This window comes from Massilia sp. 9I (assembly GCF_902506415.1).
Taxonomy (GTDB): Bacteria; Pseudomonadota; Gammaproteobacteria; order Burkholderiales; family Burkholderiaceae_D; genus Telluria.
In genome coordinates this window covers 5,314,097-5,334,137 of sequence record NZ_LR733275.1, presented here as the reverse complement: position 1 = coordinate 5,334,137, position 20,041 = coordinate 5,314,097, and the positions used below count along the sequence as shown (strand labels likewise).

Genomic DNA, 20,041 nt, shown 5'->3' with positions numbered 1-20,041 from the left:
CTTATTCTGCCGACAGGAACTTTGCCGCTTGATGCGTTTTTTTAAGAAAGCCAAAAAGAAAGATGGTTGGCTCGCCATCGCCGTCCAGCGCGACGGTGTGGCCGCAGCCAGCATCAAGCGTAGCGCCGAGGGCGGCAAGCCGTTCGTGCGCTTTGCGCATTTCCTGCCGGGCCAGCCAGACGCCGGCGTGCTGGAAAAGGCCGCCCGCGAAGGGCAAGCCCATGTCTTCCGCTGCGCCACCCTGCTGGGCGGCGGCGAGTACCAGGTCATCAGTGTCGAAGCGCCCAACGTGTCGAAGGAAGAAATGCGCACGGCGATCCAGTGGCGCCTGAAGGACATCCTCGACTTCCCGGCCAGCGACGCCACGGTGGACGTGCTGGAGATCCCGCTGGATGCGGCCGCCCAGGGGCGCGCCCAGCAGTCGGTGTTCGCCATCGCCGCCCGTAACAGCGTGATCCGCCCGCGCCAGAAGCTGTTCCTCGACGCGAAGGTGGACCTGCGCGTGATCGACATCCCCGAGATGGCCCAGCGTAACATCTCGGCCATGCTGGAACCCGAGGGCCGCGGCGTGGCGATGCTGTCCTTTGGCGACGACGGCGGCCTGCTGACGGTGTCCTACCGCGCCGAGCTGTACCTATCGCGCCGCTTCGACGTCACCCTCGAACAGCTGCTCGAGCCGGACCATGACCGCAAGCACGCGGCGTTTGACCGCATCACCCTCGAGCTGCAGCGTTCGCTCGACCACTTCGAGCGCCAGTTCTCTTTCATCAGCGTGTCCAAGCTGGTGCTGGCGCCGTCCGCCGTGACCGGCCTCGACGAATACCTGTCGAGCAACCTGTACATGCCGGTCGAAAGCCTCGACCTGGACAGCGTGTTCGACCTGGGCAGCGTCCCCGACCTGGCCGACAAGGCCGTGCAGCAGCGTTTCTTCCTGGCCCTCGGCGCCGCCTTGCGCGCGGAGGAGGGTGCATGACGGAGCGCACGATGCCGCAGCAGATCAACCTGTTCAACCCGGCCTTCCAGCCGCAGAAGAAGGTGGTCACCGCGACCATGATGGGCGTGTCCCTGCTGGTGCTGGTCATCGGCATCGCCGCGCTCGGCGTTTCCCTGCGTGCGGCGACCGCGCGCATGGAGCGCGAGCGCGACACCGAAGCCGCCCACCTCGCGCGCAAGCAGGCGCGCCTGGCCACGGTGAATGCGGAATTCGCACCGCGCACCAAGAACCCGGAACTGGAAGCGCAGATCGGCGAAGCCGAAGCGCAGCTGGCGGCGCTGCGCCATGTGTCCGGCGTGCTGCAGCGCGGCGAGCTGGGCGACACCAATGGCTATGCCGGCTACTTCAAGGCGCTCGCGCGCCAGGGCGTGCAAGGCCTGTGGCTCACCGGCGTCAGCGTCGCCGGCCCCAACATCGGCATCAAGGGCCGCACCACCGATCCTGCGCTGGTGCCGGGCTATATCAACCGCCTGACCCAGGAGCCGCTGCTGCAGGGTAAATCCTTCGCCAGCCTGCAGATCGGCCAGGCCGCCCCGGTACAGGCGCCGGGCCCGGACGGCAAGCCCGTGCAGTCGGCCGCGCCCTACGTCGAGTTCAGCCTGCAGTCCGTGGTGGAGGCGCCGCGTCCATGAAACAAAGCTTGATCCTCCTGGCGGCGCGCATCGATGCACTCACGCTGCGCGAACGGGCGCTGGCCTTCGCGGCCGCGGTGGCGGTGCTCGCCTTCATCGGCTACCAGCTGGTGCTGGCCCCGATTTACAAGCAGCAGGAAGTCCTGCTCGAACAGATCCTCCAGCAGCGCAACAACATGATGGGCATCGACGCCGAGATCGCGGCCAAGGTGGCGGCCTACCAGGTCGACCCCGATGCGCCGGCGCGCGCCCGCCTCGAAGCAGTGAAGCAGGAGTCGGCCCGCATCGGCGACGCGCTGCTGGCGATGCAGAACGGGCTGGTGGCGCCTGAACGCATGGCGCCGCTGGTCGACGCCATCCTGCGCGCCAACGGCCGCCTGCAGCTGGTGTCGATGCGCACGCTGCCGGTCGAGACGATCTCGGGCCGCGCTGCGACCGCGCCTGCCACGACGGTGACGGCGCTGCCGGCGGTGGCCGCCGTCGGCGCCGCGGTCGGCGCAGCCCCCGTGGCGCCTGCCGCCCCGAACGCCAACGAACATGACAAGCCCGCCGACGTGCTGTACCGCCACGGCGTCGAAGTGACCGTGCGCGGCAATTATCTCGACATGGTTGATTACATGAGCGCGCTCGAAGCGATGCCGACCCGCCTGTTCTGGGGCAAGGCGCAGCTCGACGTGGAGGAATATCCGGCCTCCCGCCTGACGCTCACGCTCTATACCCTGAGCCTGGACCGGAATTGGATGAAGCTGTGAAGACCCTGACCGCAACCACCCTGGCAGCCCTGCTGCTACCCGCCGCCTTCGCTTCCCAGTGCGCCCGCGCCCAGGCGCTGCTCGACCCGACCCGTCCGCCGGCATCGCTGGGCGTGCGCGCCGATGGCGCCGCAGCCGGCGACGGCCTGCCGCGCCTGCAGTCGGTGCTGATCGCGCGCGCGGGCGGGCGCCAGGTCGCCGTGATCGATGGCGAGACGGTGCGTCTCGGCGACAGCTACAAGGGCGCGCGCGTGGTGCGCATGACCCAGACCGAAGTCGAACTGGTGCGCGGGCGCGAACGCCAGGTGCTGCGCCTCGAGCCGCAGCCGGCCGAGGGTGCGGGCACGGGCATCACGCCGGCAAACTGACGGAGACACGATGCGACCATCCTTCCTGATCCCCGCCGCGGCCGCGCTCCTGCTGGCCGGCTGCCAGACCGGCGCCAGGCACGACACCTATGATGCGGTTCAACGCGAACTGGCCAAGGCCAACAGCCAGCCCACCGCTGCGCCGGCGGTCGACGACGCTGTCGCCAACGCGCTGCTGCCGCCCGCCGCGGCGCTCGCCAACCAGCTGCCCAAGGCCAGGCCCGCGCTGGAGGAGCGTTTCAACGTCTCCTTCAACAACGTCCCGGCCCAGCAGTTCTTCCGCTCGATCGTGGCCGGCACCCGCTACAACATGCTGGTGCATCCGGATGTCAGCGGCAGCATCAGCGCCAATTTGAAGGACGTCACCCTGCTTGAAACGCTCGAGGCGGTGAAGGAGATGTACGGCTACGACTACCGCGTCGACGGCACCCGCATCACCATCCGTCCGCTGACCATGCAGACCCGCATGTTCCACGTGAACTACCTGACGGCGCAGCGCCGCGGCACCTCGAACCTGCGCGTGAGCTCGACCTCGGTCGCGGACGCCGGCAGGAATGGCAACAACGGGAACGGCCAGAACAACCAGAACGTCCAGAACAACCAGAACCAGCCGAACAACGGCAACAACTCCGGCCAGAACGGCGGCAGCTTCGTGCAGCTGGAAAGCACCGACGTTAACACCACGTCGATGAACGATTTCTGGGCCGACCTGAAAGCCGCCATCGAAGCCATCGTCGGCTCTAAGGACGGCGGACGCAGCGTGGTGATCAGCCCGCAGTCGGGCGTGGTCGTGATCCGCGCCATGCCGGACGAACTGCGCAGCGTCGACATGTACCTGAAGGCGACCCAGCTGTCGGTCGACCGCCAGGTGATCCTGGAAGCGAAGATCCTCGAGGTCGAGCTGAACGACAGCTTCCAGAGCGGCATCAACTGGGCGTCGTTCGCTTCCTTCCGCGGCTCGCATGCCAACCGCGTCTCCGGCGGCATGATCTCGCCCGGCGCCAACCTGGCGCCGCTGCCCTACGATGGCGGCCAGCCGGCCGTGATCAACAACGGCAATGGCCTCAGCGCCAGCACCGGCTTCTCGCTGTCGCAGGCGGCCAATGCGGCCGGTTCGCTGTTCGGCTTCGCTTTCCAGACGAATAATTTCGCGGCCCTGATCTCCTTCCTGGAATCGCAGGGGACCGTGCACGTGCTCTCGAGCCCGCGCGTGGCCGCCATGAACAACCAGAAGGCCGTGCTCAAGATCGGCACCGACGAGTTCTTCGTGACCGGCGTAACCACCACCACCAACAGCACCACCACGGGCAACACCATCACGCCGAGCGTGACCCTGCAGCCCTTCTTCTCGGGCGTGGTGCTGGACGTGACGCCGCAGATCGACGACAAGGGCAACATCCTGCTGCACGTGCACCCGTCGGTGAGCCAGGTGACCACCGTGAACAAGGGCGTCAACCTGGGCACCGCCGGCACCCTCAACCTGCCGCTGGCGGCGTCGTCGACCAGTGAACTGGACAGCATCGTGCGCGGCCAGAACGGACGCGTGGTCGCCATCGGCGGCCTGATGCGCCAGGCCTCGACCGGCGACACTGACCAGCTGCCGGGCGCCGACAAGCTGCCGGTGCTGGGCGCGCTGTTCCGCAACAAGAACCGGGTGAACCAGAAGCGCGAACTGGTGGTGCTGATCAAGCCGACCATCGTCGAAGGCGCCAACGACTGGAGCCAGGACCTGCTCGACACCCAGCGCCGCATCGAGAACCTGAACCCCGCCCAGCAGGGCGTCACCCGCGCAGGCGGCAAGTAATGTACGCGCCACACTTCGGCCTGCGCGAGCTGCCGTTCGGGATAACCCCGGACACCAGCTTCTTCTTCGGCAGCCCCGGCTCGCAGGAAGCGCTGAACACCTTGTTGGTGGCGGCGCGTAGCGGTGAAGGCTTCATCAAGATCACCGGCGAAGTCGGCACCGGCAAGACGCTCCTGTGCCGCAAGTTCATGGCCACGCTGGGCGAGGGCTTCGTCACCGCGTACATCCCGAATCCCTATCTGGAGCCGCGCACCCTGATGCTGGCCCTCGCCGACGAGCTCGAGATCGTGCTGGAGCGCGACGTCGACCAGCACCAGCTGCTCAAGGCGATCAACCTGCGTTTGCTCGAGCTGGCAGGCCAGGGGCTGCAGGTGGTGCTGTGCCTGGACGAGGCACAGGCGATTCCCGTGGAGAGCCTGGAAGCGCTGCGCCTGCTTACCAACCTCGAGACCGAGAAGAGGAAGCTGCTGCAGATCGTCCTGTTCGGCCAGCCGGAACTGAACCGCAAGCTGGAGCTGGACCAGATTCGCCAGCTGGCCCAGCGCATCACCTTCCACTACCATCTCGGACCGCTGTCGCGCGACGACCTGGATTACTATGTGGCGCACCGGCTGCGCGTGGCCGGCTTCACCGGCGCGCGCCTGTTCACGCGCGCCGCGATCCGCCGCCTGTACAAGGCCAGCGGCGGTGTGCCGCGCCTGGTGAACATCCTGTCGCACAAGGCGCTGATGCTGGCCTATGGCCAGGGCAAGCAGCAGGTGGGCGCTTCGCACGTGCTGACCGCGGCGCTCGACACCGTGGGCGCCAAGCGCCGCTATTGGCCGGGACTGGCCGCCGGCGGCCTGCTCGCCGGCGCCGTGGCCGGCATCGCATGGGCGCTGGTACGATGAGCCTGATTAACAAGATGCTGCAGGACCTCGACGCGCGCGGCGGCCAGCCCGGATCGGCTGCCGTGTCGCCGGAGATCCGGCCGGTGCTGGCGCCGGAACGCAGCTTCCCCTGGCTGCGCGTCGCGCTGCTCGGCGGCCTGGCCGTGGTGCTGGGCGCGTCCGGCTACATGGCCTGGCGCATCCAGCAGACCACGGCGGTCGAGGTGCCGGTGGGACCGGCGCCGGTGAGTGCACCGGCGCCCGCGCCTGCGCCCGTACAGGCGCAAGCGGTGCTGGCGGAAGCCGCGCCGGTGGCGCCTGCGCCTGCGCCGAAGCCCGAACCCGTAGCGGATGTGCCGGCGCCGGAGCAGGCGGAGCCGCCGCCAAGTGTGAAGCCCGAAGCCAGGAAGGTCGAGAAAGCGGTGAAGCAGGAAGCGCCGGCGCCGAAGCGCGCCGCCGCCAAGCCTGAGCCGGTGAAGGCGCCGCTCAAGGCAGCAACGCCGGCGAAGCCAGCGGTGAAAGCGGCGGCGCCGGCCGCAAGCGGCCGCGTCGAAACGACGGCGCAGCGCGCTGAAAACGCTTACCGCCGCGGCCTTGCGAGCTTGGAAGACGGCCGCGTCACCGAGGCGATCGGCCACCTGCAGAACGCGCTGCGGGCCGAGCCGCGCCACGAGGCTGCGCGCCAGACATTGGTCTCGCTGCTGATCGAGGCCAAGCGTCCCGAGGAAGCGATGCGCCAGCTGGGCGCGGCGCTGGCGCTGGACCCGCGCCAGCCGGCCATGGCCATGCTGCTGGCGCGCCTCCAGCTCGAACGCGGCAGCCCGGGAATCGACACCCTGATGCGCACCTTGCCCTATGCGGCGGGGAATGGCGAATACCATGCCTTCCTGGCCGGCGCGCTGCAGCGCGAGCAGCGCCATCGCGAGGCGGTAGAACATTACACAGCCGCGCTGCGCACCGCGCCGCAGAATGGCGTGTGGTGGATGGGTCTGGGGATTTCGCTGCAGGCCGAGAAACGCAATGCCGAGGCGGCCGATGCCTATCAGAAGGCGCAGGCCAGCGGCACGCTGTCGGCGGAGCTGCAGGGCTTCGTGGATCGCAAGCTGAAGCAGCTCGCGCGTTGACATCAGCGCGTGGGCGCAATGCAGGTCACTGGCCTGCATTGCCCGGCCCACCCTACGGGTCACAAGCGGCTCAAGGTTTCCAGCGCTTTCAGCAGCGTCTCGTCCTTCTTCGCAAAGCAGAAACGCACGATGCCCGATTCCGTCGGCCGGCTGTAGAAGGCCGACACCGGGATCGCGGCCACTTTCGCTTCCACCGTCAGCCACTTGGCGAACTCCGCTTCCGGCAGGTTTGAGATGGCGCCGTAGCGCACGCACTGGAAATAGGTGCCGTCGGACGGTAACAGCTCGAAGCGCGAGCCGGCCAGGCCCGCGCGGAACAGGTCGCGCTTCTTCTGGTAGAAGGCCGGCAGCTCGAGGTAGGGCTTGGGGTCCTGCATGTAGCCGGCGATCCCATGCTGCATCGGCGTGTTCACGGTGAACACGTTGTACTGGTGGACCTTGCGGAATTCCACCATCAAGGGCGCCGGGGCGGCCACGTAGCCCACCTTCCAGCCCGTCACGTGGTAGGTCTTGCCGAAGCTCGAGATGACGAAGGCGCGTTCGGCCAGCACCGGGTGGCGCGACACCGAAGCGTGCTGCTCGCCATCGAATACCATGTGCTCGTAGACCTCGTCGGACAGGATCAGGATGTCGCTCCCCGCGACGATGGCGGCCAGCGCTTCCAGGTCGGCCGCGCGCAGGATTGAGCCGGTCGGGTTGTGCGGCGAGTTTACGACGATCATGCGGGTACGCGGCGTGACGGCGGCCGCCACCCGGTCCCAGGGCACGCTGTAGCCCGCGTCGCCGACCTGCATCGCCACCGGCACCGCCACGCCGCCCGCCAGCGCGATGGCAGGCAGGTAGCAGTCGTAGGCAGGCTCGATGACGATCACTTCGTCGCCCGGATGCACGCTGCACAGGATCGCTGTCATGATGGCCTGTGAGGCGCCGGCGGTGACCGTGATCTCGCTGGCGCTGTCGTAGCCGTAGCCGTACAGCGCCTCGATCTTGGCGGCAATCGCGTGGCGCAATGCCGGCACGCCGGTCATGAATGGGTACTGGTTGTGGCCGGCGCGCATGGCCTCGTTCACGAGGTCGATGAGTTTCGGGTCGCAGCCGAAGTCGGGGAAGCCCTGGCCCAGGTTGACGGCGCCGTGCTCGACGGCGAGCTGCGACATCTGGGTAAACACGGTGGTGCCCACGGCGGGCAGGCGGGTGCGCAATGCGGGAACGGTCATGGTCTCGGGCTCTGGATGCAATGGTTTATTCTAGCGCGCCAGCAGCCATGGCCTTGAGCCAGGCTTCGGGGAGCATGATCTTGAACAGGCCTTCGCGCGCGGTGCGCCGTCCCAGCTTGAGCAGGGCCTTGTCCTTGGTGACCAGCACTTCGGCCCCGGCGTCGCGCGCGAGTTCCAGGAATTTCTGGTCGTCGCGGTCGGTACAGACCGGCAGGCGGACGTGCACCGCATCGGGCGTCACGACCTTGAGCAGGGCGTCGAAGCGCGCGATGGCTTCACGACGCGAATCGTCGTCCAGCGGCAGGTGCGGATATTTTAATACCGCCAGGTATTCGTCGCGGCATTCGGGGTGCGTGACGGCGACCAGCTGGCCCGATTCGAGCGCGGCCAGCAGGGGCGCCCAGCGCTGGTCCTTGAACACGAACAGGTCGAGGCAGACATTGGTGTCGATGACGATGGGTTTGTTTGAAACGGGTATCATGTCGGAAATTTTTTCTATCTTGCAAAGCTGTCTGAACCGATGCTGATTGTCCTGTCGCCCGCCAAATCTCTCGACCTCGAATCCCCAAGCACCACCAGGAAACATACCACGCCGGATTTCATTCCGCGCGCCGCCGAACTGATCGAGGTGCTGAAGACATATTCTCCAGCTAGAATCGCCGAGCTGATGGACCTGTCCGACAGCCTGGCGATGCTCAACGTGACGCGCTACGCGCACTGGAGCGAAGACCATGCCGAGGCGCGCCAGGCCATCATGTCCTTCAACGGCGACGTCTATGCCGGGCTCGACGCCCGTACGCTGGGCCCCAAGGAAATCGACTACGCGCAGCGCCACGTGCGCATCCTGTCGGGCCTGTACGGCTTGCTGCGTCCGCTCGACCGCATGCATCCCTATCGGCTGGAAATGGGCACGCGCCTGCAGAACCCGCGCGGCAGCAACCTGTATGCGTTCTGGGGCGACAGCGTCACCGAAGCGCTGAATGCCCAGGTCGCGGAAACCAAGGCGAAGGCGCTGGTCAACCTGGCGTCGGAAGAATACTTCAAGTCGGTCAAGCCGAAACTGCTGTCGGTGCCGGTGATCACGCCGGTGTTCGAGGACTGGAAGAACGGAAAGTACAAGATCATCTCGTTCTTCGCCAAGCGTGCGCGCGGCCTGATGGCGCGTTACGCGGCCCAGCAGGGCGTCAAGAAAGCGGAGCAGCTCAAGGCCTTCGACGTCGATGGCTATGCCTTCGACGAAGCGGCCTCCGGCGAGCACACCTGGGTGTTCCGCCGCCGCCAGGAAGCGTAAGCGGGCAGGGCGGCCGGCTTGCGCCGGCCGCGCCAACAGCGATTTACTTGACGGCGTCCGACGGCGACGGGCGCGGGCCCGACTTCGACCAGAAGCGCCACCACGGGGCGTCGCCCCGGGCGTTCGGGTTCAGGAAGCGGCTGTTCGGATAGTTCAGCACCAGCACGCGCTGGGTGTCGTCGCGCAGCACCGGCATGCCGAGCTTGTCGTAGGAGCGCATCATCAGGAACAGCGCTTCTTCGCGGGCCGGGGCATCGGTGTATTCCTGCACCGCCGCCTGGGCGCGGTTCAGCGAGGCCAGGTAGGCGCCGCGGCGGAAGTAGTAATTCGCCACGTGCACTTCGTACTGGGCCATCGCATTGACCAGGTAGTTCATGCGCGCGATCGAATCCGGCGCGTATTTACTGTTCGGGAACTTGTCGACCAGGGCCTTGAAGGCGGCGAAGGCTTCACGCGTCGCTTTCGGATCGCGTTCGGTCGGATCCTGCGAATAGATGAAGCTCAGGAAGCCCAGCTGGTCGTTGAAGTTGATCAGGCCGCGCAGGTAATACATATAGTCGACCTGCGGATGATTCGGGTGCAGCTTGATGAAGCGCTCGACCGCGGCCAGCGCCTCGGCCTGGTCCTGGGCCTTGTAATGAGCGTACGCAATTTCCATCTGCGCTTGCGCGGCATAGGTGCCGAACGGGTAGTTCGACTCGAGGCGTTCGAACAGCTTAATGGCCGCTTCGTAGCTGCCGCTGTTCATCTCATCGCGTGCCTCAGCGTATAATTTCTCCGCTGACCAATTTTTGGTGTCGTCGTCCCGCTTCGGCAGCAGGCTGCAAGCGGACAGGCCGAAGACCATTGCGATCACCAACACAGACAATTTTTTTTGCATAGCTCTTTGCAAGAAAGTTTTACCTAGATTCAACGAACGGCTGATTATAGCCGATGGGACTCACGTGATATTAACTCCTGCGCCGAATTCGGCGGAAATGCCTCTCGACTCCGATTTAGATGATGACCTGGAGGCCGGGTTCGAGCTTGGCGCCAAGACCGATTTGTCGCCGATCACCCTGCAGCTCGACTCCGATGCCTGCGGACAGCGCCTCGATAAAGTGATTGCCGGCCTGGTGCCGCAGTTCTCGCGCAGCCGCCTGCAGCTCTGGTTCGAAGGCGGCTTCGTCAAGGTCGACGGCAAGGCGGCGCGCGGCAAGGACACCGCCTACGGCGACGAGACCGTCGTCATCGAACCGCAGGAAGCGCCGGAAGACACGGCCTTCGCGCCCGAAGCCATCGCGCTCGACATCGTGCACGAAGACGAAGACATCATCGTCATCAACAAGCCGGCCGGCCTGGTCGTGCATCCGGGCGCCGGCAACTGGTCCGGCACCTTGCTTAACGGCCTGCTCCACCATTGCCCGCAGCTGGTGGGCGTGCCGCGCGCCGGCATCGTGCATCGCCTGGACAAGGACACGAGCGGCCTGATGGTGGTTGGCAAGACCCTGGCCGCCCAGACCGACCTGGTGCGCCAGCTGCAGGCGCGCACCGTCAAGCGCGAATACTTCGCGCTGGTCTGGGGCACGCCGCAACTGTCCGGCACGATCAATGCATCGATGGGCCGTCATCCGCGCGACCGCGTGAAGATGGCGGTGTCCTCGGGCATGTTCGGTAAACCAGCGATCACGCACTACAAGCGCGTCGCCGTCGGCAGCCTCGACCGGCGCCCGGTCAGCCTGGTGCGCTGCAGCCTGGAAACCGGCCGCACCCACCAGATCCGCGTCCACATGCAGCATCTGGGCTTCGCGCTGGTGGGCGACGCGGTGTACGGCAAGCAGCACCTGGTGCCCGTGTTCCACCGCCAGGCCCTGCAGGCGCGCCGCCTCGGCCTGGTGCATCCGGGCACGGGCGAACCCTGCGAATGGACCGTGCCGCTGGCCGCGGACTTCGCCGAGCTGATCGCCAAGGCCGGCATTGACGAGCCGGGCGACGACGACGACAGCGAAGCATGATGGAGCGCGATGCATTGGTCTGGCCCGTGTGGCCGGACCTGCCGCCCACGGTCGGCGCGCTGGCCACCAGCCGCGACGGCGGCGTGAGCGCTGGCCCTTACGATGACGGCAAGGGCGGCGGCGGGCTGAACCTGGGCATGCATTGCGGCGACGATCCCGAGGCCGTGCGCAGCAACCGGGCGCGCCTGCAGGAATATCTGCCGGGCCGTCCCGCCTGGATCGCCCAGGTGCATGGCGCCGACGTGGTCGATGCCTGCACCGTGGGGCCGGATCAGCCGGTGCGCACCGGCGACGCCAGCATCGCAAGCGAACCGGGCGTGGTGTGTGCGATCCTGACGGCCGACTGCCTGCCGGTCCTGTTCGCAGATCTCGACGGCAAGGTGGTGGGCGCGGCCCACGCCGGCTGGCGTGGGCTGGCGGGCGGCGTGCTGGGCGAAACCGTGCGCGCCATGCGCGCAGCCGGCGCCGGCGAGATCACCGCGTGGATGGGTCCGGCAATTGGCCCCGACGCGTTTGAAGTGGGAGAGGACGTGCGCGAGGCCTTCCTGGCGGCGCTGCCGGGCGAGGCGACCCTGGCCGCCTTCCAGCCAAAATTTGACCAACCGGTAAAATTTCTGGCCGATATGTTCACGCTGGCGCGCCTGATGCTGGCGCGCGACGGCATCACCCGCGTCCATGGCGGCGGCATGTGCACCGCCACCAATCCCCAGCGCTTCTATTCCTACCGGCGCGACCACGTCACCGGCCGCCAGGCCAGTCTGATCTGGATCAAATAGTCACTTCGGCGTGGCGTCAGAATGCGCAGTTGCCTCGGCGTCTGGCGGCGCCGGGTTCACTGTCGCGTTGCGTTGCGCCTGCGCTTCGCGCCGCGCACGCCTGCGTTTTGACCCAGTGAGATAAAAAACAATGGATAATGGCAGGGCGCAATAGAAGACGAAGGTCATCACGCCGTGCACGACGGTCGGTTCGGTCGCAGCCATCAGGGCAACGACATAAATCCAGGCAACGGCGACGATCCACATGCACTTTCTCCCAAGGTATACCCGGATTCTAAACATTGGATGCTGACATGAACATGCCTGACCCCCAAGCTTTTGCCGCCTCCTGGATGAACCAGTTTGCCGACCCGAGCGTCTGGCAGGGCTGGATGACGATGCCGACCATGACCCCGCCTGCCGGTGGCGCTAACCCGCTGGCCGGCGTGCTGAAGGATTTCGGCGCCGGCATCGCGCCGGCCAAGCTGGAAAGCATCCGCGACGACTATCTCAGGAAAGCGGGCCAGCTGTGGCAGGATTTCGTCAGCGGCAAGACGCCGGAAATCCATGACAAGCGTTTCTCCTCCTCCGAATGGCGCGAGCACCCGATGTCGGCCTTTTCGGCCGCGTCCTACCTGCTGAACTCGGCATTCATGCTGGCCCTGGCCGACGCCGTCGAGGCCGGCCCGCGCGAGCGCCAGAAGATTCGCTTCGCCGTGCAGCAAATGGTCGACGCCATGTCGCCGGCCAACTTCTTCGCCACCAACCCGGAAGCGCAGAAGAAGCTGATCGAGACCAAGGGCGAGAGCCTGACCAAGGGCCTAGCCAACATGCTGGCCGACCTGCAGAAGGGCCGCATCTCGCAGTCGGACGAATCGGCCTTCGAAGTCGGCCGCAACGTCGGCACGACGGCCGGCCAGGTGGTGTTCGAGAACGAACTATTCCAGCTGATCCAGTACACCCCGACGACGCTGACCGTGAAGGCGGTGCCGCTGGTGATGATCCCGCCATGCATCAACAAGTTCTACATCCTCGACTTGCAGCCGGAAAATTCCCTCGTCCGCTACGCGGTGGAGCAGGGCAATACCGTGTTCATGGTCTCCTGGCGCAACCCGGACCGCGGCTTCGGCCACATCACTTGGGACGATTACGTCGAGCTTGGGGCCATCAAGGCGATCGAGGTGGCGCGCGAGATCAGCGGCCAGGACAAGACCCACGTGTTCGGCTTCTGCGTCGGCGGCACCATCGCCGCCACCGCCCTGGCCGTGCTGGCGGCGCGCGGCCAGCAGCCGGCCGCCAGCCTGTCCCTGCTCACCACGCTGCTCGACTTCCAGGACACCGGCGTGCTCGAGGTCTTCGTCGACGAAGCCCAGGTGGCGCTGCGCGAGCAGACCCTGGGCGGCGGTGGCCTGATGCCGGGGCGCGACCTGGCCACCACCTTCTCGGCCCTGCGCCCGAACGACCTGGTGTGGAACTACGTCCAGCAGAACTACCTGAAAGGCAAGGAACCGCCGGCCTTCGACCTGCTGTACTGGAATGCCGACAGCACCAACCTGCCGGGTCCGATGTTCTGCTGGTACTTGCGCAATACCTACTTGGAAAACAAGCTGAAGGTGCCGGGTGCGCTCACGGTCTGCGGCGTGCCGGTCGACCTGGGCAAGATCGATGCGCCGGTATTCCTGTACGGCTCGAAGGAAGACCACATCGTGCCATGGGAAGCCGCATTCGCGTCGATGGACCTGCTGAACCCGAAGAACCCGAAGGCCAACCGCTACGTGCTGGGCGCCTCGGGCCATATCGCCGGCGTGATCAACCCGGCCTCGAAGAACAAGCGCAGCTACTGGGTCAACGACAAGAACGGCAAGTCGCGTCCGAAGACGGCCGAAGCCTGGTTCGCCGGCGCCACCGAGCAAAAGGGCAGCTGGTGGCCGGAATGGGCCAGGTTCCTGGCCGAGAACGGCGGCGCCGACGTGCCGGCGCCAGGCGCGCCGGGCAATGAGCGCCATCGTCCGACCGAACCGGCGCCGGGTCGTTACGTCAAGGCAAGGGCAGACTGATTACCCGTTGATCATATCAAAATGCTCACGGAAGTTTGTAGTCTAATAATTGCTGCACCTGCGCTTGGGTCGTGGTATGGTGTGGTCCTGTCCGTCCCGTCAGGCAATATTTTTACCTGATGGAACGGCCCCGGGGCCGGCTTTTTTTGGTAAGCAATCAAGAAACACGCGAGCGGCCCACGTAGCTGCATCGCACAACGATGAGACATGAGATGAGTAGTGCAAAAAAGAGTGCTGAACGCCTGATCAAGAAGTATCCGAACCGCCGTCTGTACGATACCCAGACCAGTTCCTACATCACCCTGACGGACGTGAAGCAGCTGGTGCTCGACGCCGACGAGTTTACCGTCGTCGATGCCAAGAGCAACGAGGACCTGACCCGCAGCATCCTGCTCCAGATCATCCTGGAAGAGGAAGCCAATGGCGTGCCGATGTTCTCGAGCTCGGTGCTGGCCCAGATCATCCGCTACTACGGCCATGCAATGCAGGGCATGATGGGGTCCTACCTCGAGAAGAACGTCCAGGCGTTCACCGACATCCAGAACAAGTTCACCAGCAATGCCGCCGGCGCCCTCGAAGGCAAGCCCTTCAGCCCGGAAATGTGGACCCAGTTCATGAACGTCCAGGGCCCGATGATGCAGGGCATGATGAACAACTACATCGACCAGTCGAAGAACCTGTTCCTGCAGATGCAGGAGCAGATGCAGAACCAGAGCAAGGCCATGTTCGGCGCCTTCCCGTTCCCGGGCATGACGCCGCCGACCGACAAGAAATAAGCAGCCTGGCAACAAGTCGTCTTTTCGAGACATCCGCCGGCCCGTTCCAGGGCCGGCAAACAGCCCCGCCGGTAGCCCCGGCACACCTGCTTCGGGTACAATCGCGGATTGCCCTGATTCTTTGTCGTCCGCCCATGACCGAACTTCGCCGTATTCCCGTCACCGCCAACACCGCAGCTACCCAAGCCGCCGCCGCGCCCGCGCTCGCCATTCCGAGCCCGGCTGCCGGCGTCGTTGCGCCCAAGGTCGGCTTCGTGTCGCTCGGCTGCCCGAAGGCGCTGGTCGACTCCGAGCAGATCCTGACCCAGCTGCGCGCCGAAGGCTACGAGACCGCCAAGTCCTATGACGGCGCCGACCTCGTGATCGTCAACACCTGCGGCTTCATCGACGCCGCGGTGCAGGAATCGCTCGACGCGATCGGCGAAGCCCTGGCCGAAAACGGCAAGGTCATCGTCACCGGCTGCCTCGGCGCCAAGAAGGACGCGGACGGCGCGGATATCATCACCAAGGTGCACCCGAAGGTGCTGGCCGTGACCGGCCCGCACGCCGTCGCCGAGGTGATGGAATCGGTCCACCTGCACCTGCCGAAGCCGCACGACCCCTTCATCGACCTGGTGCCGGACCACGGCGTCAAGCTCACCCCGAAGCACTACGCCTACCTGAAGATTTCGGAAGGCTGCAACCACCGCTGCAGCTTCTGCATCATCCCGTCGATGCGCGGCGACCTGGTCTCCCGTCCGATCCACGACGTGCTGCAGGAAGCCGAGAACCTGTTCAAGGCCGGCGTCAAGGAACTGCTGGTGATCTCGCAGGACACCAGCGCCTACGGCGTGGACGTCAAGTTCCGCACCGGCTTCTGGAACGGCCGCCCGGTCAAGACCCACATGACCCAGCTCACCGAGGAACTGGGCAAGATGGCGCGCCAGTACGACGCCTGGGTGCGCATGCACTACGTCTACCCGTACCCGCACGTCGACCAGGTGATTCCGCTGATGGGCGACGGCCACGTGCTGCCTTACCTCGACATCCCGATGCAGCACGCACACCCAGATGTCCTGAAACGCATGAAGCGCCCGGCCAGCGGCGAGAAGAACCTCGATCGCATCCTGGCATGGCGCAAGATGAATCCTGACCTTACCATCCGCTCGACCTTCATCGCGGGCTTCCCGGGCGAGACGGAAGACGAATTCGAATACCTGCTGGACTTCCTGCGCGAGGCGCAGATCGACCGCCTGGGCTGCTTCGCCTATTCGCCGGTGGAAGGCGCGACCGCCAACCTGCTCGATAACCCGGTGCCGGAAGCGGTGCGCGAAGAACGCCGCGCACGCGTCATGCTGCTGCAGGAAGAGATTTCGCTCAAGCGCATGCAGGCCAAGGTCGGCAAGACCATGCGCGTGCTGGTCGACGAAGTCGGCGCACGCGAAGCGATCGGCCGCACCGCCGCCGACGCGCCGGAGATCGACGGCGTGGTGCACATCAAGCGCGCGCTCCAGCCGGGCAAGGCCAAGCCGGTCGTAGGCCAGTTCATCGACGTGGTGATCACCAAGGCCGACGCCCACGACCTGTGGGCCACCGTGGCATGAGCAAGAAGACCGTCCAGACTTCGCTGATCCATAGCGATTACGAAGCGCCGGGCGGCTTCGACGCCTTTCCGCCGGGTGTGCATCGCGCCTCCACGGTCCTGTTCGAGAACGTGGCCGCGATGCGCTCGGGGCAGTGGAAGGACAAGACTTCGTACACCTACGGCCTGCACGGCACCCCGACCACCTTCACCTTGGAAGCGCGTCTCGCGGAGATCGAGGGCGGCGAGCACTGCCTGCTGGCGCCGTCCGGCTTGTCGGCGATCGCGATGATCAACTTCGCCTTGCTCAAGAGCGGAGACGACGTGCTGCTGCCCGAGAACGTCTACAACCCGAACCGCGAACTGGGACGCTGGCTGTCGCAGGACTTCGGCGTCAGCGCGCGCTTCTACGATCCATTGAATAGCGCCGGCATCGCGGGCCTGATCCAGCCGAACACAAAGCTGGTCTGGACCGAGGCGCCGGGTTCGGTGTCGATGGAAGTGCCGGATCTGCCTGCCCTGTGCAAGGCTGCGAAAGAGAAGGGCGTGCCGGTCGCGCTCGACAACACCTGGTCGGCCGGCCTGGCGCTGCGCGGCTTTGACGCCGGCGCGGACATCGTCATGCATGCGCTGACCAAGTACCAGTCGGGCGGCGCCGACCTCTTGATGGGCGCCGTCATCACCCGGGACCGCGCCCTGAACGACCAGCTGGCCCAGGCCCACATGCGCCTTGGCCTGGGCGTGGCCGCCGACGATGCCTACCTGGTCATGCGCGGCCTGCCGACCATGAAGCTGCGCTTCGAGGCACACGACGCCGGTGCGCGCAAGGTCGCAAGCTGGCTCAAGGCGCGTCCGGAAATCAGCAAGGTGCTGCATCCGGCTTTTGAAGACTGCCCGGGTCACGAACACTGGAAGCGCGACTTCCAGGGCGCCGGCGGCCTGTTCTCGGTGCTGTTCGACCCGCGCTACAGCGAGGAACAGACCGACCGCTTCGTCGATGCGCTCACCCTGTTCGGCCTCGGCTATAGCTGGGGCGGTCCGAACAGCCTGGTGATGCCCTACCGGATCCGCGCGATCCGCAGCCAGTGGCAGGAACACGGCGTGCTGGTGCGTTTCAATATCGGCCTGGAAGACACGGTTGATCTGATCGCCGACCTCGAACAGGCCCTCGGCAAGCTGTCCTGACCCGAACGCACACGTAAAAAGAGCCACCTTCCGGGTGGCTCTTTGCATTGTGGCGGGCGAATAGCTGCGTCAGCGCGTCAAGGCATGGCGCGGTTGTTGTTCAGGTCGACGAAGCCGCGAATGATGCGGTAGGCAGCCCACAGCCAGGCCACGCCCCAGACCAGCAGCGCGACCGGGATGCCGATGATGGTAGCCGCCAGCACCCAGGCCAGGGCCGACCACACCAGGTACCACCAGAAGGAGCGGATCATCCAGCTGTGGTGGGAATAGACGATGGTGCCCTGGGTTTCCGGACGCTTGACGTAGTTCACGATCAGCACCAGGATCGATAGCAAACCTGCCGAAAAGAGGAAGGTCAGGGCGTGTGCGACATACAGGATGCGCGCGAACTGCTTGGCGTCCTCGGTTCCGCGATCCATTACCAGGTCTTGCGACATCAGCTTTCTCCTCATGGGGACACCGGAAACGTCCGGCAGGCGACGCATTGTAGCAGCGGGTGCTGCTGTTTTGCCAACATGAGGGTCTTGCCCGGTTTCTTCAAGGCTAAATATTCAGTTGCGATTGCACCCAGGCCACCAGGCGCCCCGCATCCATGGCGCCGGACTGGCGCGCCACTTCGCGCCCGCCGCGGAACAGGGCCAGGGTCGGGATGCTGCGGATCGCGAACTGGGCCGCCAGGTCCTGGCTGCGCTCGGTATCGACCTTCAGCAGGCGCACCGCCGGTTCGAGGCGCTGCGCCGCCTGGGCGAAGTGCGGCGCCATCATCTTGCAGGGCCCGCACCATTCGGCCCAGAAGTCGACCAGCACCGGAATATCGTTGCGTGTGATGTGCTTCGTGAAGCGCGCGCTGTCGGCCTCGAGCGGCCGGCCGCTGAACAAGGCCTGCGAGCACTTGCCGCACACCGGGGCGTCGCGCAGGCGTTCCTGCGCCACGCGGTTCACGGCCTCGCACTGCGGGCAGACGATGTGGATCGGGTCGCTCATGGGTTTCTTCTCCGTTCACAATGCATAGGCCAATTGTAAGCCGTTCGTGCTGCGGCCGCAGGCATGCGCCGCGATCGCGGGGCCTTCCGTAAAATCGGGGTATTGCCATTTTTGCCAGAACAATGACCGCTCATGTCAGTGATTACGCCGATGCGCCGGGCCGCCTGCTGGTAGGCTGCGCGGGCTGGAGCCTGCCCAAGGCCGAGGCCGCTTCCTTCCCGGTCGAGGGCACCCATCTCGAACGTTATGCCGCCGTGTTCCCGGCGGTCGAAATCAACTCTTCGTTCTACCGGCCGCACCGCCCGGCGACCTACGCCAAGTGGGCGGCCTGCGTGCCGGACCACTTCCGCTTCGCGGTCAAGGTGCCGCGCGCCATTACCCACGATGCCCGCATGCACGACGTCGAGCATCAGCTGGTGCAGTTCGCGGCCGAAGCCGGGGAGCTGGGCGAGAAGCTCGGCTGCCTGCTGGTGCAGCTGCCGCCGAAGTTCGGCTTCATCGACGAGCCGGCGCGCCTCTTCTTCCGCCAGCTGCACGATCTGTTCGGCTGCACCGTGGCCTTCGAAGCGCGCCACCCGAGCTGGTTTTCGGACGCCGCCACCGAGCTGTTGGTCGAGAGCGGCGTCACGCGCGTGATTGCGGATCCGGCCGCCGGCCAGCCGGGTCCGCACGTGCCGACCAGCCTGGATTCCGTCTACGTGCGCCTGCACGGCACCCCGCGCATCTACTATTCGCGCTATTCGGCCGAATACGTCGAGTCGGTACGGCGCGAGCTGGCGCGCCAGAGCGCTGCCGGCCGCAGCTGCTGGTGCATCTTCGACAATACGGCCGCCTTCGCGTCGGTACCGAACGCGCTGCAACTGCTGCACGGTTTGCCAGAACAGGCCTTGGATGAGGATGCGATTCCGGCTGCGCCATGGTGACCGCCACCTTCCGCTTTTATGACCAGCTCGGCGCATTCCTGCCGCGCGAGCGGCGTGGGCGCGAGTTCAGCACGCCGTGCGCGCGCGAGGCGACGGCCAAGCACATGATCGAGGCGCTCGGCGTGCCGCACACCGAGGTCGATCTGGTGCTGGTGAACGGCGAATCGCAAGGCTTCGAGCATGCCCTGAGCGAGGGCGACCGCGTCGCGGTCTACCCGAGCTTCGGCCAACTCGACATCCATGCGCTGCAGCGCCTGCGCAGCCAGATCCCGGGGCGGCCCCGCTTCGTGGCCGATGCCCACCTCGGTGGCCTGGCGCGGCTGCTGCGCATGGCCGGCTACGATACGCTCTACGACAACGGCTACCACGACGACGAGATCGAGCGCATCGCCCGCGAGGAGGCGAGGGTGCTCCTGAGTCGCGACCGCGAGCTGCTCAAGCGCCGCAGCGTGGAACACGGCTGCTACCTGCATGCGCTCGACCCGGCGCAGCAGCTGCGCGAACTGTTCGCGCGCCTGCGCCTGGGCGGCGCCATGCGTCCGTTTTCGCTCTGCCTGCACTGCAACCTGCCATTGCGGCAGGTGGAGAAAGCCGAGGTGCTCGATCGCCTGCCGCCGCGCGTGGCCGAAACCCACACCGAGTTCACCACCTGCGACCATTGTGGCCGGGTCTACTGGAAGGGCTCGCACCACGCGCGCATGTGCGCCTTGCTGGCTGATGTAGAATTGCCGCCGTCCCCTGATTCCCAGCCTTGA

The 20,041-nt window shown here is 66.0% G+C and carries 22 protein-coding genes; 16 read left to right on the top strand and 6 right to left on the bottom strand.

Annotated elements, in window-relative coordinates; all coding sequences use genetic code 11:
• Positions 1-31 precede the first annotated feature (31 nt).
• Genes GV068_RS23955 through GV068_RS23925 form a run of 7 tightly spaced genes read left to right on the top strand, consistent with a single transcriptional unit; the run spans position 32 to position 6,543 of the window.
• Positions 32-973, top strand: a complete 942-nt coding sequence (locus tag GV068_RS23955; protein WP_159705495.1) for an agglutinin biogenesis protein MshI — start codon at positions 32-34, stop codon at positions 971-973.
• A complete protein-coding gene (locus GV068_RS23950; protein ID WP_229464456.1) occupies positions 970-1,626 on the top strand; it encodes a PilN domain-containing protein in 657 nt (218 codons plus the stop codon). Before GV068_RS23955 ends, GV068_RS23950 begins: the two co-directional genes overlap by 4 nt.
• Entirely contained in the window at positions 1,623-2,378 is a 756-nt protein-coding gene (locus GV068_RS23945) for a hypothetical protein (RefSeq protein WP_159703953.1), read from the top strand. The genes GV068_RS23950 and GV068_RS23945 overlap by 4 nt, the downstream gene beginning before the upstream one ends.
• Positions 2,375-2,746 carry a hypothetical protein gene (locus GV068_RS23940; protein WP_229464454.1) on the top strand — a complete coding sequence of 124 codons (372 nt, stop codon included), beginning with the start codon at positions 2,375-2,377 and terminating at the stop codon, positions 2,744-2,746. Before GV068_RS23945 ends, GV068_RS23940 begins: the two co-directional genes overlap by 4 nt.
• 10 nt (positions 2,747-2,756) lie before the next feature.
• Positions 2,757-4,550 carry a pilus (MSHA type) biogenesis protein MshL gene (gene mshL, locus GV068_RS23935; RefSeq protein WP_159703950.1) on the top strand — a complete coding sequence of 598 codons (1,794 nt, stop codon included), beginning with the start codon at positions 2,757-2,759 and terminating at the stop codon, positions 4,548-4,550.
• The gene (locus GV068_RS23930) at positions 4,550-5,440 is read left to right on the top strand and encodes an ExeA family protein (protein WP_159703947.1); all 891 of its coding nucleotides are present in this window, start codon (positions 4,550-4,552) and stop codon (positions 5,438-5,440) included. Before mshL ends, GV068_RS23930 begins: the two co-directional genes overlap by 1 nt.
• A complete protein-coding gene (locus tag GV068_RS23925) occupies positions 5,437-6,543 on the top strand; it encodes a tetratricopeptide repeat protein (RefSeq protein WP_159703944.1) in 1,107 nt (368 codons plus the stop codon). Before GV068_RS23930 ends, GV068_RS23925 begins: the two co-directional genes overlap by 4 nt.
• A 59-nt stretch (positions 6,544-6,602) precedes the next feature.
• Here GV068_RS23925 and GV068_RS23920 read toward each other — a convergent pair whose 3' ends face one another.
• Positions 6,603-7,760, bottom strand: coding sequence for a pyridoxal phosphate-dependent aminotransferase (locus GV068_RS23920; RefSeq protein ID WP_159703941.1), 1,158 nt, complete (start codon positions 7,758-7,760; stop codon positions 6,603-6,605).
• A 25-nt stretch (positions 7,761-7,785) separates the two neighbouring features.
• A complete protein-coding gene (locus GV068_RS23915; protein WP_159703938.1) occupies positions 7,786-8,241 on the bottom strand; it encodes a putative toxin-antitoxin system toxin component, PIN family in 456 nt (151 codons plus the stop codon).
• 39 nt (positions 8,242-8,280) lie between these two features.
• Here GV068_RS23915 and yaaA point away from each other — a divergent pair, with 39 nt between their 5' ends.
• The gene (gene yaaA / locus GV068_RS23910; protein WP_159703936.1) at positions 8,281-9,051 is read left to right on the top strand and encodes a peroxide stress protein YaaA; all 771 of its coding nucleotides are present in this window, start codon (positions 8,281-8,283) and stop codon (positions 9,049-9,051) included.
• A 43-nt stretch (positions 9,052-9,094) separates the two neighbouring features.
• Here yaaA and GV068_RS23905 read toward each other — a convergent pair whose 3' ends face one another.
• On the bottom strand, positions 9,095-9,931 hold the full coding sequence (locus tag GV068_RS23905; RefSeq protein ID WP_159703934.1) for an outer membrane protein assembly factor BamD: 837 nt from the start codon (positions 9,929-9,931) through the stop codon (positions 9,095-9,097).
• 97 nt (positions 9,932-10,028) lie between these two features.
• Here GV068_RS23905 and GV068_RS23900 point away from each other — a divergent pair, with 97 nt between their 5' ends.
• Both GV068_RS23900 and pgeF read left to right on the top strand, forming a co-directional pair.
• Positions 10,029-11,045 (top strand): RluA family pseudouridine synthase, encoded by a 1,017-nt coding sequence (locus tag GV068_RS23900; RefSeq protein ID WP_159703932.1) that lies wholly within the window; start codon positions 10,029-10,031, stop codon positions 11,043-11,045.
• Positions 11,045-11,821 (top strand): peptidoglycan editing factor PgeF, encoded by a 777-nt coding sequence (gene pgeF / locus GV068_RS23895; protein WP_159705486.1) that lies wholly within the window; start codon positions 11,045-11,047, stop codon positions 11,819-11,821. Before GV068_RS23900 ends, pgeF begins: the two co-directional genes overlap by 1 nt.
• On the opposite strand, the gene GV068_RS23890 is transcribed toward pgeF, so the two are convergent.
• Positions 11,822-12,067 carry a hypothetical protein gene (locus GV068_RS23890; RefSeq protein ID WP_159703930.1) on the bottom strand — a complete coding sequence of 82 codons (246 nt, stop codon included), beginning with the start codon at positions 12,065-12,067 and terminating at the stop codon, positions 11,822-11,824.
• Positions 12,068-12,114: 47 nt separating this feature from the next.
• Between GV068_RS23890 and phaC the strand changes: the two genes are divergently transcribed.
• The 4 genes from phaC to GV068_RS23870 all read left to right on the top strand — a co-directional run bounded on the left by phaC (position 12,115) and on the right by GV068_RS23870 (position 17,379).
• Positions 12,115-13,857: a class I poly(R)-hydroxyalkanoic acid synthase gene (gene phaC / locus GV068_RS23885; protein ID WP_159703928.1), complete on the top strand. Its 1,743-nt coding sequence runs from the start codon at positions 12,115-12,117 to the stop codon at positions 13,855-13,857.
• Between the two features lie 212 nt (positions 13,858-14,069).
• Positions 14,070-14,633 (top strand): polyhydroxyalkanoate synthesis repressor PhaR, encoded by a 564-nt coding sequence (gene phaR, locus GV068_RS23880; RefSeq protein WP_159703926.1) that lies wholly within the window; start codon positions 14,070-14,072, stop codon positions 14,631-14,633.
• A 134-nt stretch (positions 14,634-14,767) separates the two neighbouring features.
• On the top strand, positions 14,768-16,216 hold the full coding sequence (gene rimO / locus GV068_RS23875) for a 30S ribosomal protein S12 methylthiotransferase RimO (protein ID WP_201303342.1): 1,449 nt from the start codon (positions 14,768-14,770) through the stop codon (positions 16,214-16,216).
• On the top strand, positions 16,213-17,379 hold the full coding sequence (locus tag GV068_RS23870) for a cystathionine beta-lyase (protein ID WP_159703924.1): 1,167 nt from the start codon (positions 16,213-16,215) through the stop codon (positions 17,377-17,379). Before rimO ends, GV068_RS23870 begins: the two co-directional genes overlap by 4 nt.
• Before the next feature lie 77 nt (positions 17,380-17,456).
• Here the strand turns inward: GV068_RS23870 and GV068_RS23865 are convergent, their stop codons facing one another.
• Both GV068_RS23865 and trxC read right to left on the bottom strand, forming a co-directional pair.
• Positions 17,457-17,816: a hypothetical protein gene (locus GV068_RS23865; protein ID WP_159703922.1), complete on the bottom strand. Its 360-nt coding sequence runs from the start codon at positions 17,814-17,816 to the stop codon at positions 17,457-17,459.
• A gap of 106 nt (positions 17,817-17,922) precedes the next feature.
• Positions 17,923-18,363: a thioredoxin TrxC gene (gene trxC, locus GV068_RS23860; protein WP_159703920.1), complete on the bottom strand. Its 441-nt coding sequence runs from the start codon at positions 18,361-18,363 to the stop codon at positions 17,923-17,925.
• Between the two features lie 122 nt (positions 18,364-18,485).
• Here trxC and GV068_RS23855 point away from each other — a divergent pair, with 122 nt between their 5' ends.
• Complete coding sequence (locus GV068_RS23855; protein WP_159703918.1) at positions 18,486-19,286, top strand: DUF72 domain-containing protein; 801 nt, start codon at positions 18,486-18,488, stop codon at positions 19,284-19,286.
• Positions 19,280-20,041: a Mut7-C RNAse domain-containing protein gene (locus GV068_RS23850; protein WP_159703916.1), complete on the top strand. Its 762-nt coding sequence runs from the start codon at positions 19,280-19,282 to the stop codon at positions 20,039-20,041. Before GV068_RS23855 ends, GV068_RS23850 begins: the two co-directional genes overlap by 7 nt.

What these genes read in the sequence shown, in the direction of transcription:
- phaC (WP_159703928.1), top strand. Translation starts at nt 12,115, where the DNA reads ATGAACATGCCTGACCCCCAAGCTTTTGCCGCCTCCTGGATGAACCAG.
- GV068_RS23905 (WP_159703934.1), bottom strand. Translation starts at nt 9,931, where the DNA reads ATGCAAAAAAAATTGTCTGTGTTGGTGATCGCAATGGTCTTCGGCCTG.
- mshL (WP_159703950.1), top strand. Translation starts at nt 2,757, where the DNA reads ATGCGACCATCCTTCCTGATCCCCGCCGCGGCCGCGCTCCTGCTGGCC.
- trxC (WP_159703920.1), bottom strand. Translation starts at nt 18,363, where the DNA reads ATGAGCGACCCGATCCACATCGTCTGCCCGCAGTGCGAGGCCGTGAAC.
- GV068_RS23915 (WP_159703938.1), bottom strand. Translation starts at nt 8,241, where the DNA reads ATGATACCCGTTTCAAACAAACCCATCGTCATCGACACCAATGTCTGC.
- rimO (WP_201303342.1), top strand. Translation starts at nt 14,768, where the DNA reads ATGACCGAACTTCGCCGTATTCCCGTCACCGCCAACACCGCAGCTACC.
- GV068_RS23920 (WP_159703941.1), bottom strand. Translation starts at nt 7,760, where the DNA reads ATGACCGTTCCCGCATTGCGCACCCGCCTGCCCGCCGTGGGCACCACC.
- yaaA (WP_159703936.1), top strand. Translation starts at nt 8,281, where the DNA reads ATGCTGATTGTCCTGTCGCCCGCCAAATCTCTCGACCTCGAATCCCCA.
- GV068_RS23865 (WP_159703922.1), bottom strand. Translation starts at nt 17,816, where the DNA reads ATGTCGCAAGACCTGGTAATGGATCGCGGAACCGAGGACGCCAAGCAG.
- phaR (WP_159703926.1), top strand. Translation starts at nt 14,070, where the DNA reads ATGAGTAGTGCAAAAAAGAGTGCTGAACGCCTGATCAAGAAGTATCCG.
- GV068_RS23855 (WP_159703918.1), top strand. Translation starts at nt 18,486, where the DNA reads ATGACCGCTCATGTCAGTGATTACGCCGATGCGCCGGGCCGCCTGCTG.
- GV068_RS23930 (WP_159703947.1), top strand. Translation starts at nt 4,550, where the DNA reads ATGTACGCGCCACACTTCGGCCTGCGCGAGCTGCCGTTCGGGATAACC.
- GV068_RS23870 (WP_159703924.1), top strand. Translation starts at nt 16,213, where the DNA reads ATGAGCAAGAAGACCGTCCAGACTTCGCTGATCCATAGCGATTACGAA.
- GV068_RS23890 (WP_159703930.1), bottom strand. Translation starts at nt 12,067, where the DNA reads ATGTGGATCGTCGCCGTTGCCTGGATTTATGTCGTTGCCCTGATGGCT.
- GV068_RS23850 (WP_159703916.1), top strand. Translation starts at nt 19,280, where the DNA reads ATGGTGACCGCCACCTTCCGCTTTTATGACCAGCTCGGCGCATTCCTG.
- pgeF (WP_159705486.1), top strand. Translation starts at nt 11,045, where the DNA reads ATGGAGCGCGATGCATTGGTCTGGCCCGTGTGGCCGGACCTGCCGCCC.
- GV068_RS23950 (WP_229464456.1), top strand. Translation starts at nt 970, where the DNA reads ATGACGGAGCGCACGATGCCGCAGCAGATCAACCTGTTCAACCCGGCC.
- GV068_RS23925 (WP_159703944.1), top strand. Translation starts at nt 5,437, where the DNA reads ATGAGCCTGATTAACAAGATGCTGCAGGACCTCGACGCGCGCGGCGGC.
- GV068_RS23900 (WP_159703932.1), top strand. Translation starts at nt 10,029, where the DNA reads ATGCCTCTCGACTCCGATTTAGATGATGACCTGGAGGCCGGGTTCGAG.
- GV068_RS23945 (WP_159703953.1), top strand. Translation starts at nt 1,623, where the DNA reads ATGAAACAAAGCTTGATCCTCCTGGCGGCGCGCATCGATGCACTCACG.
- GV068_RS23955 (WP_159705495.1), top strand. Translation starts at nt 32, where the DNA reads ATGCGTTTTTTTAAGAAAGCCAAAAAGAAAGATGGTTGGCTCGCCATC.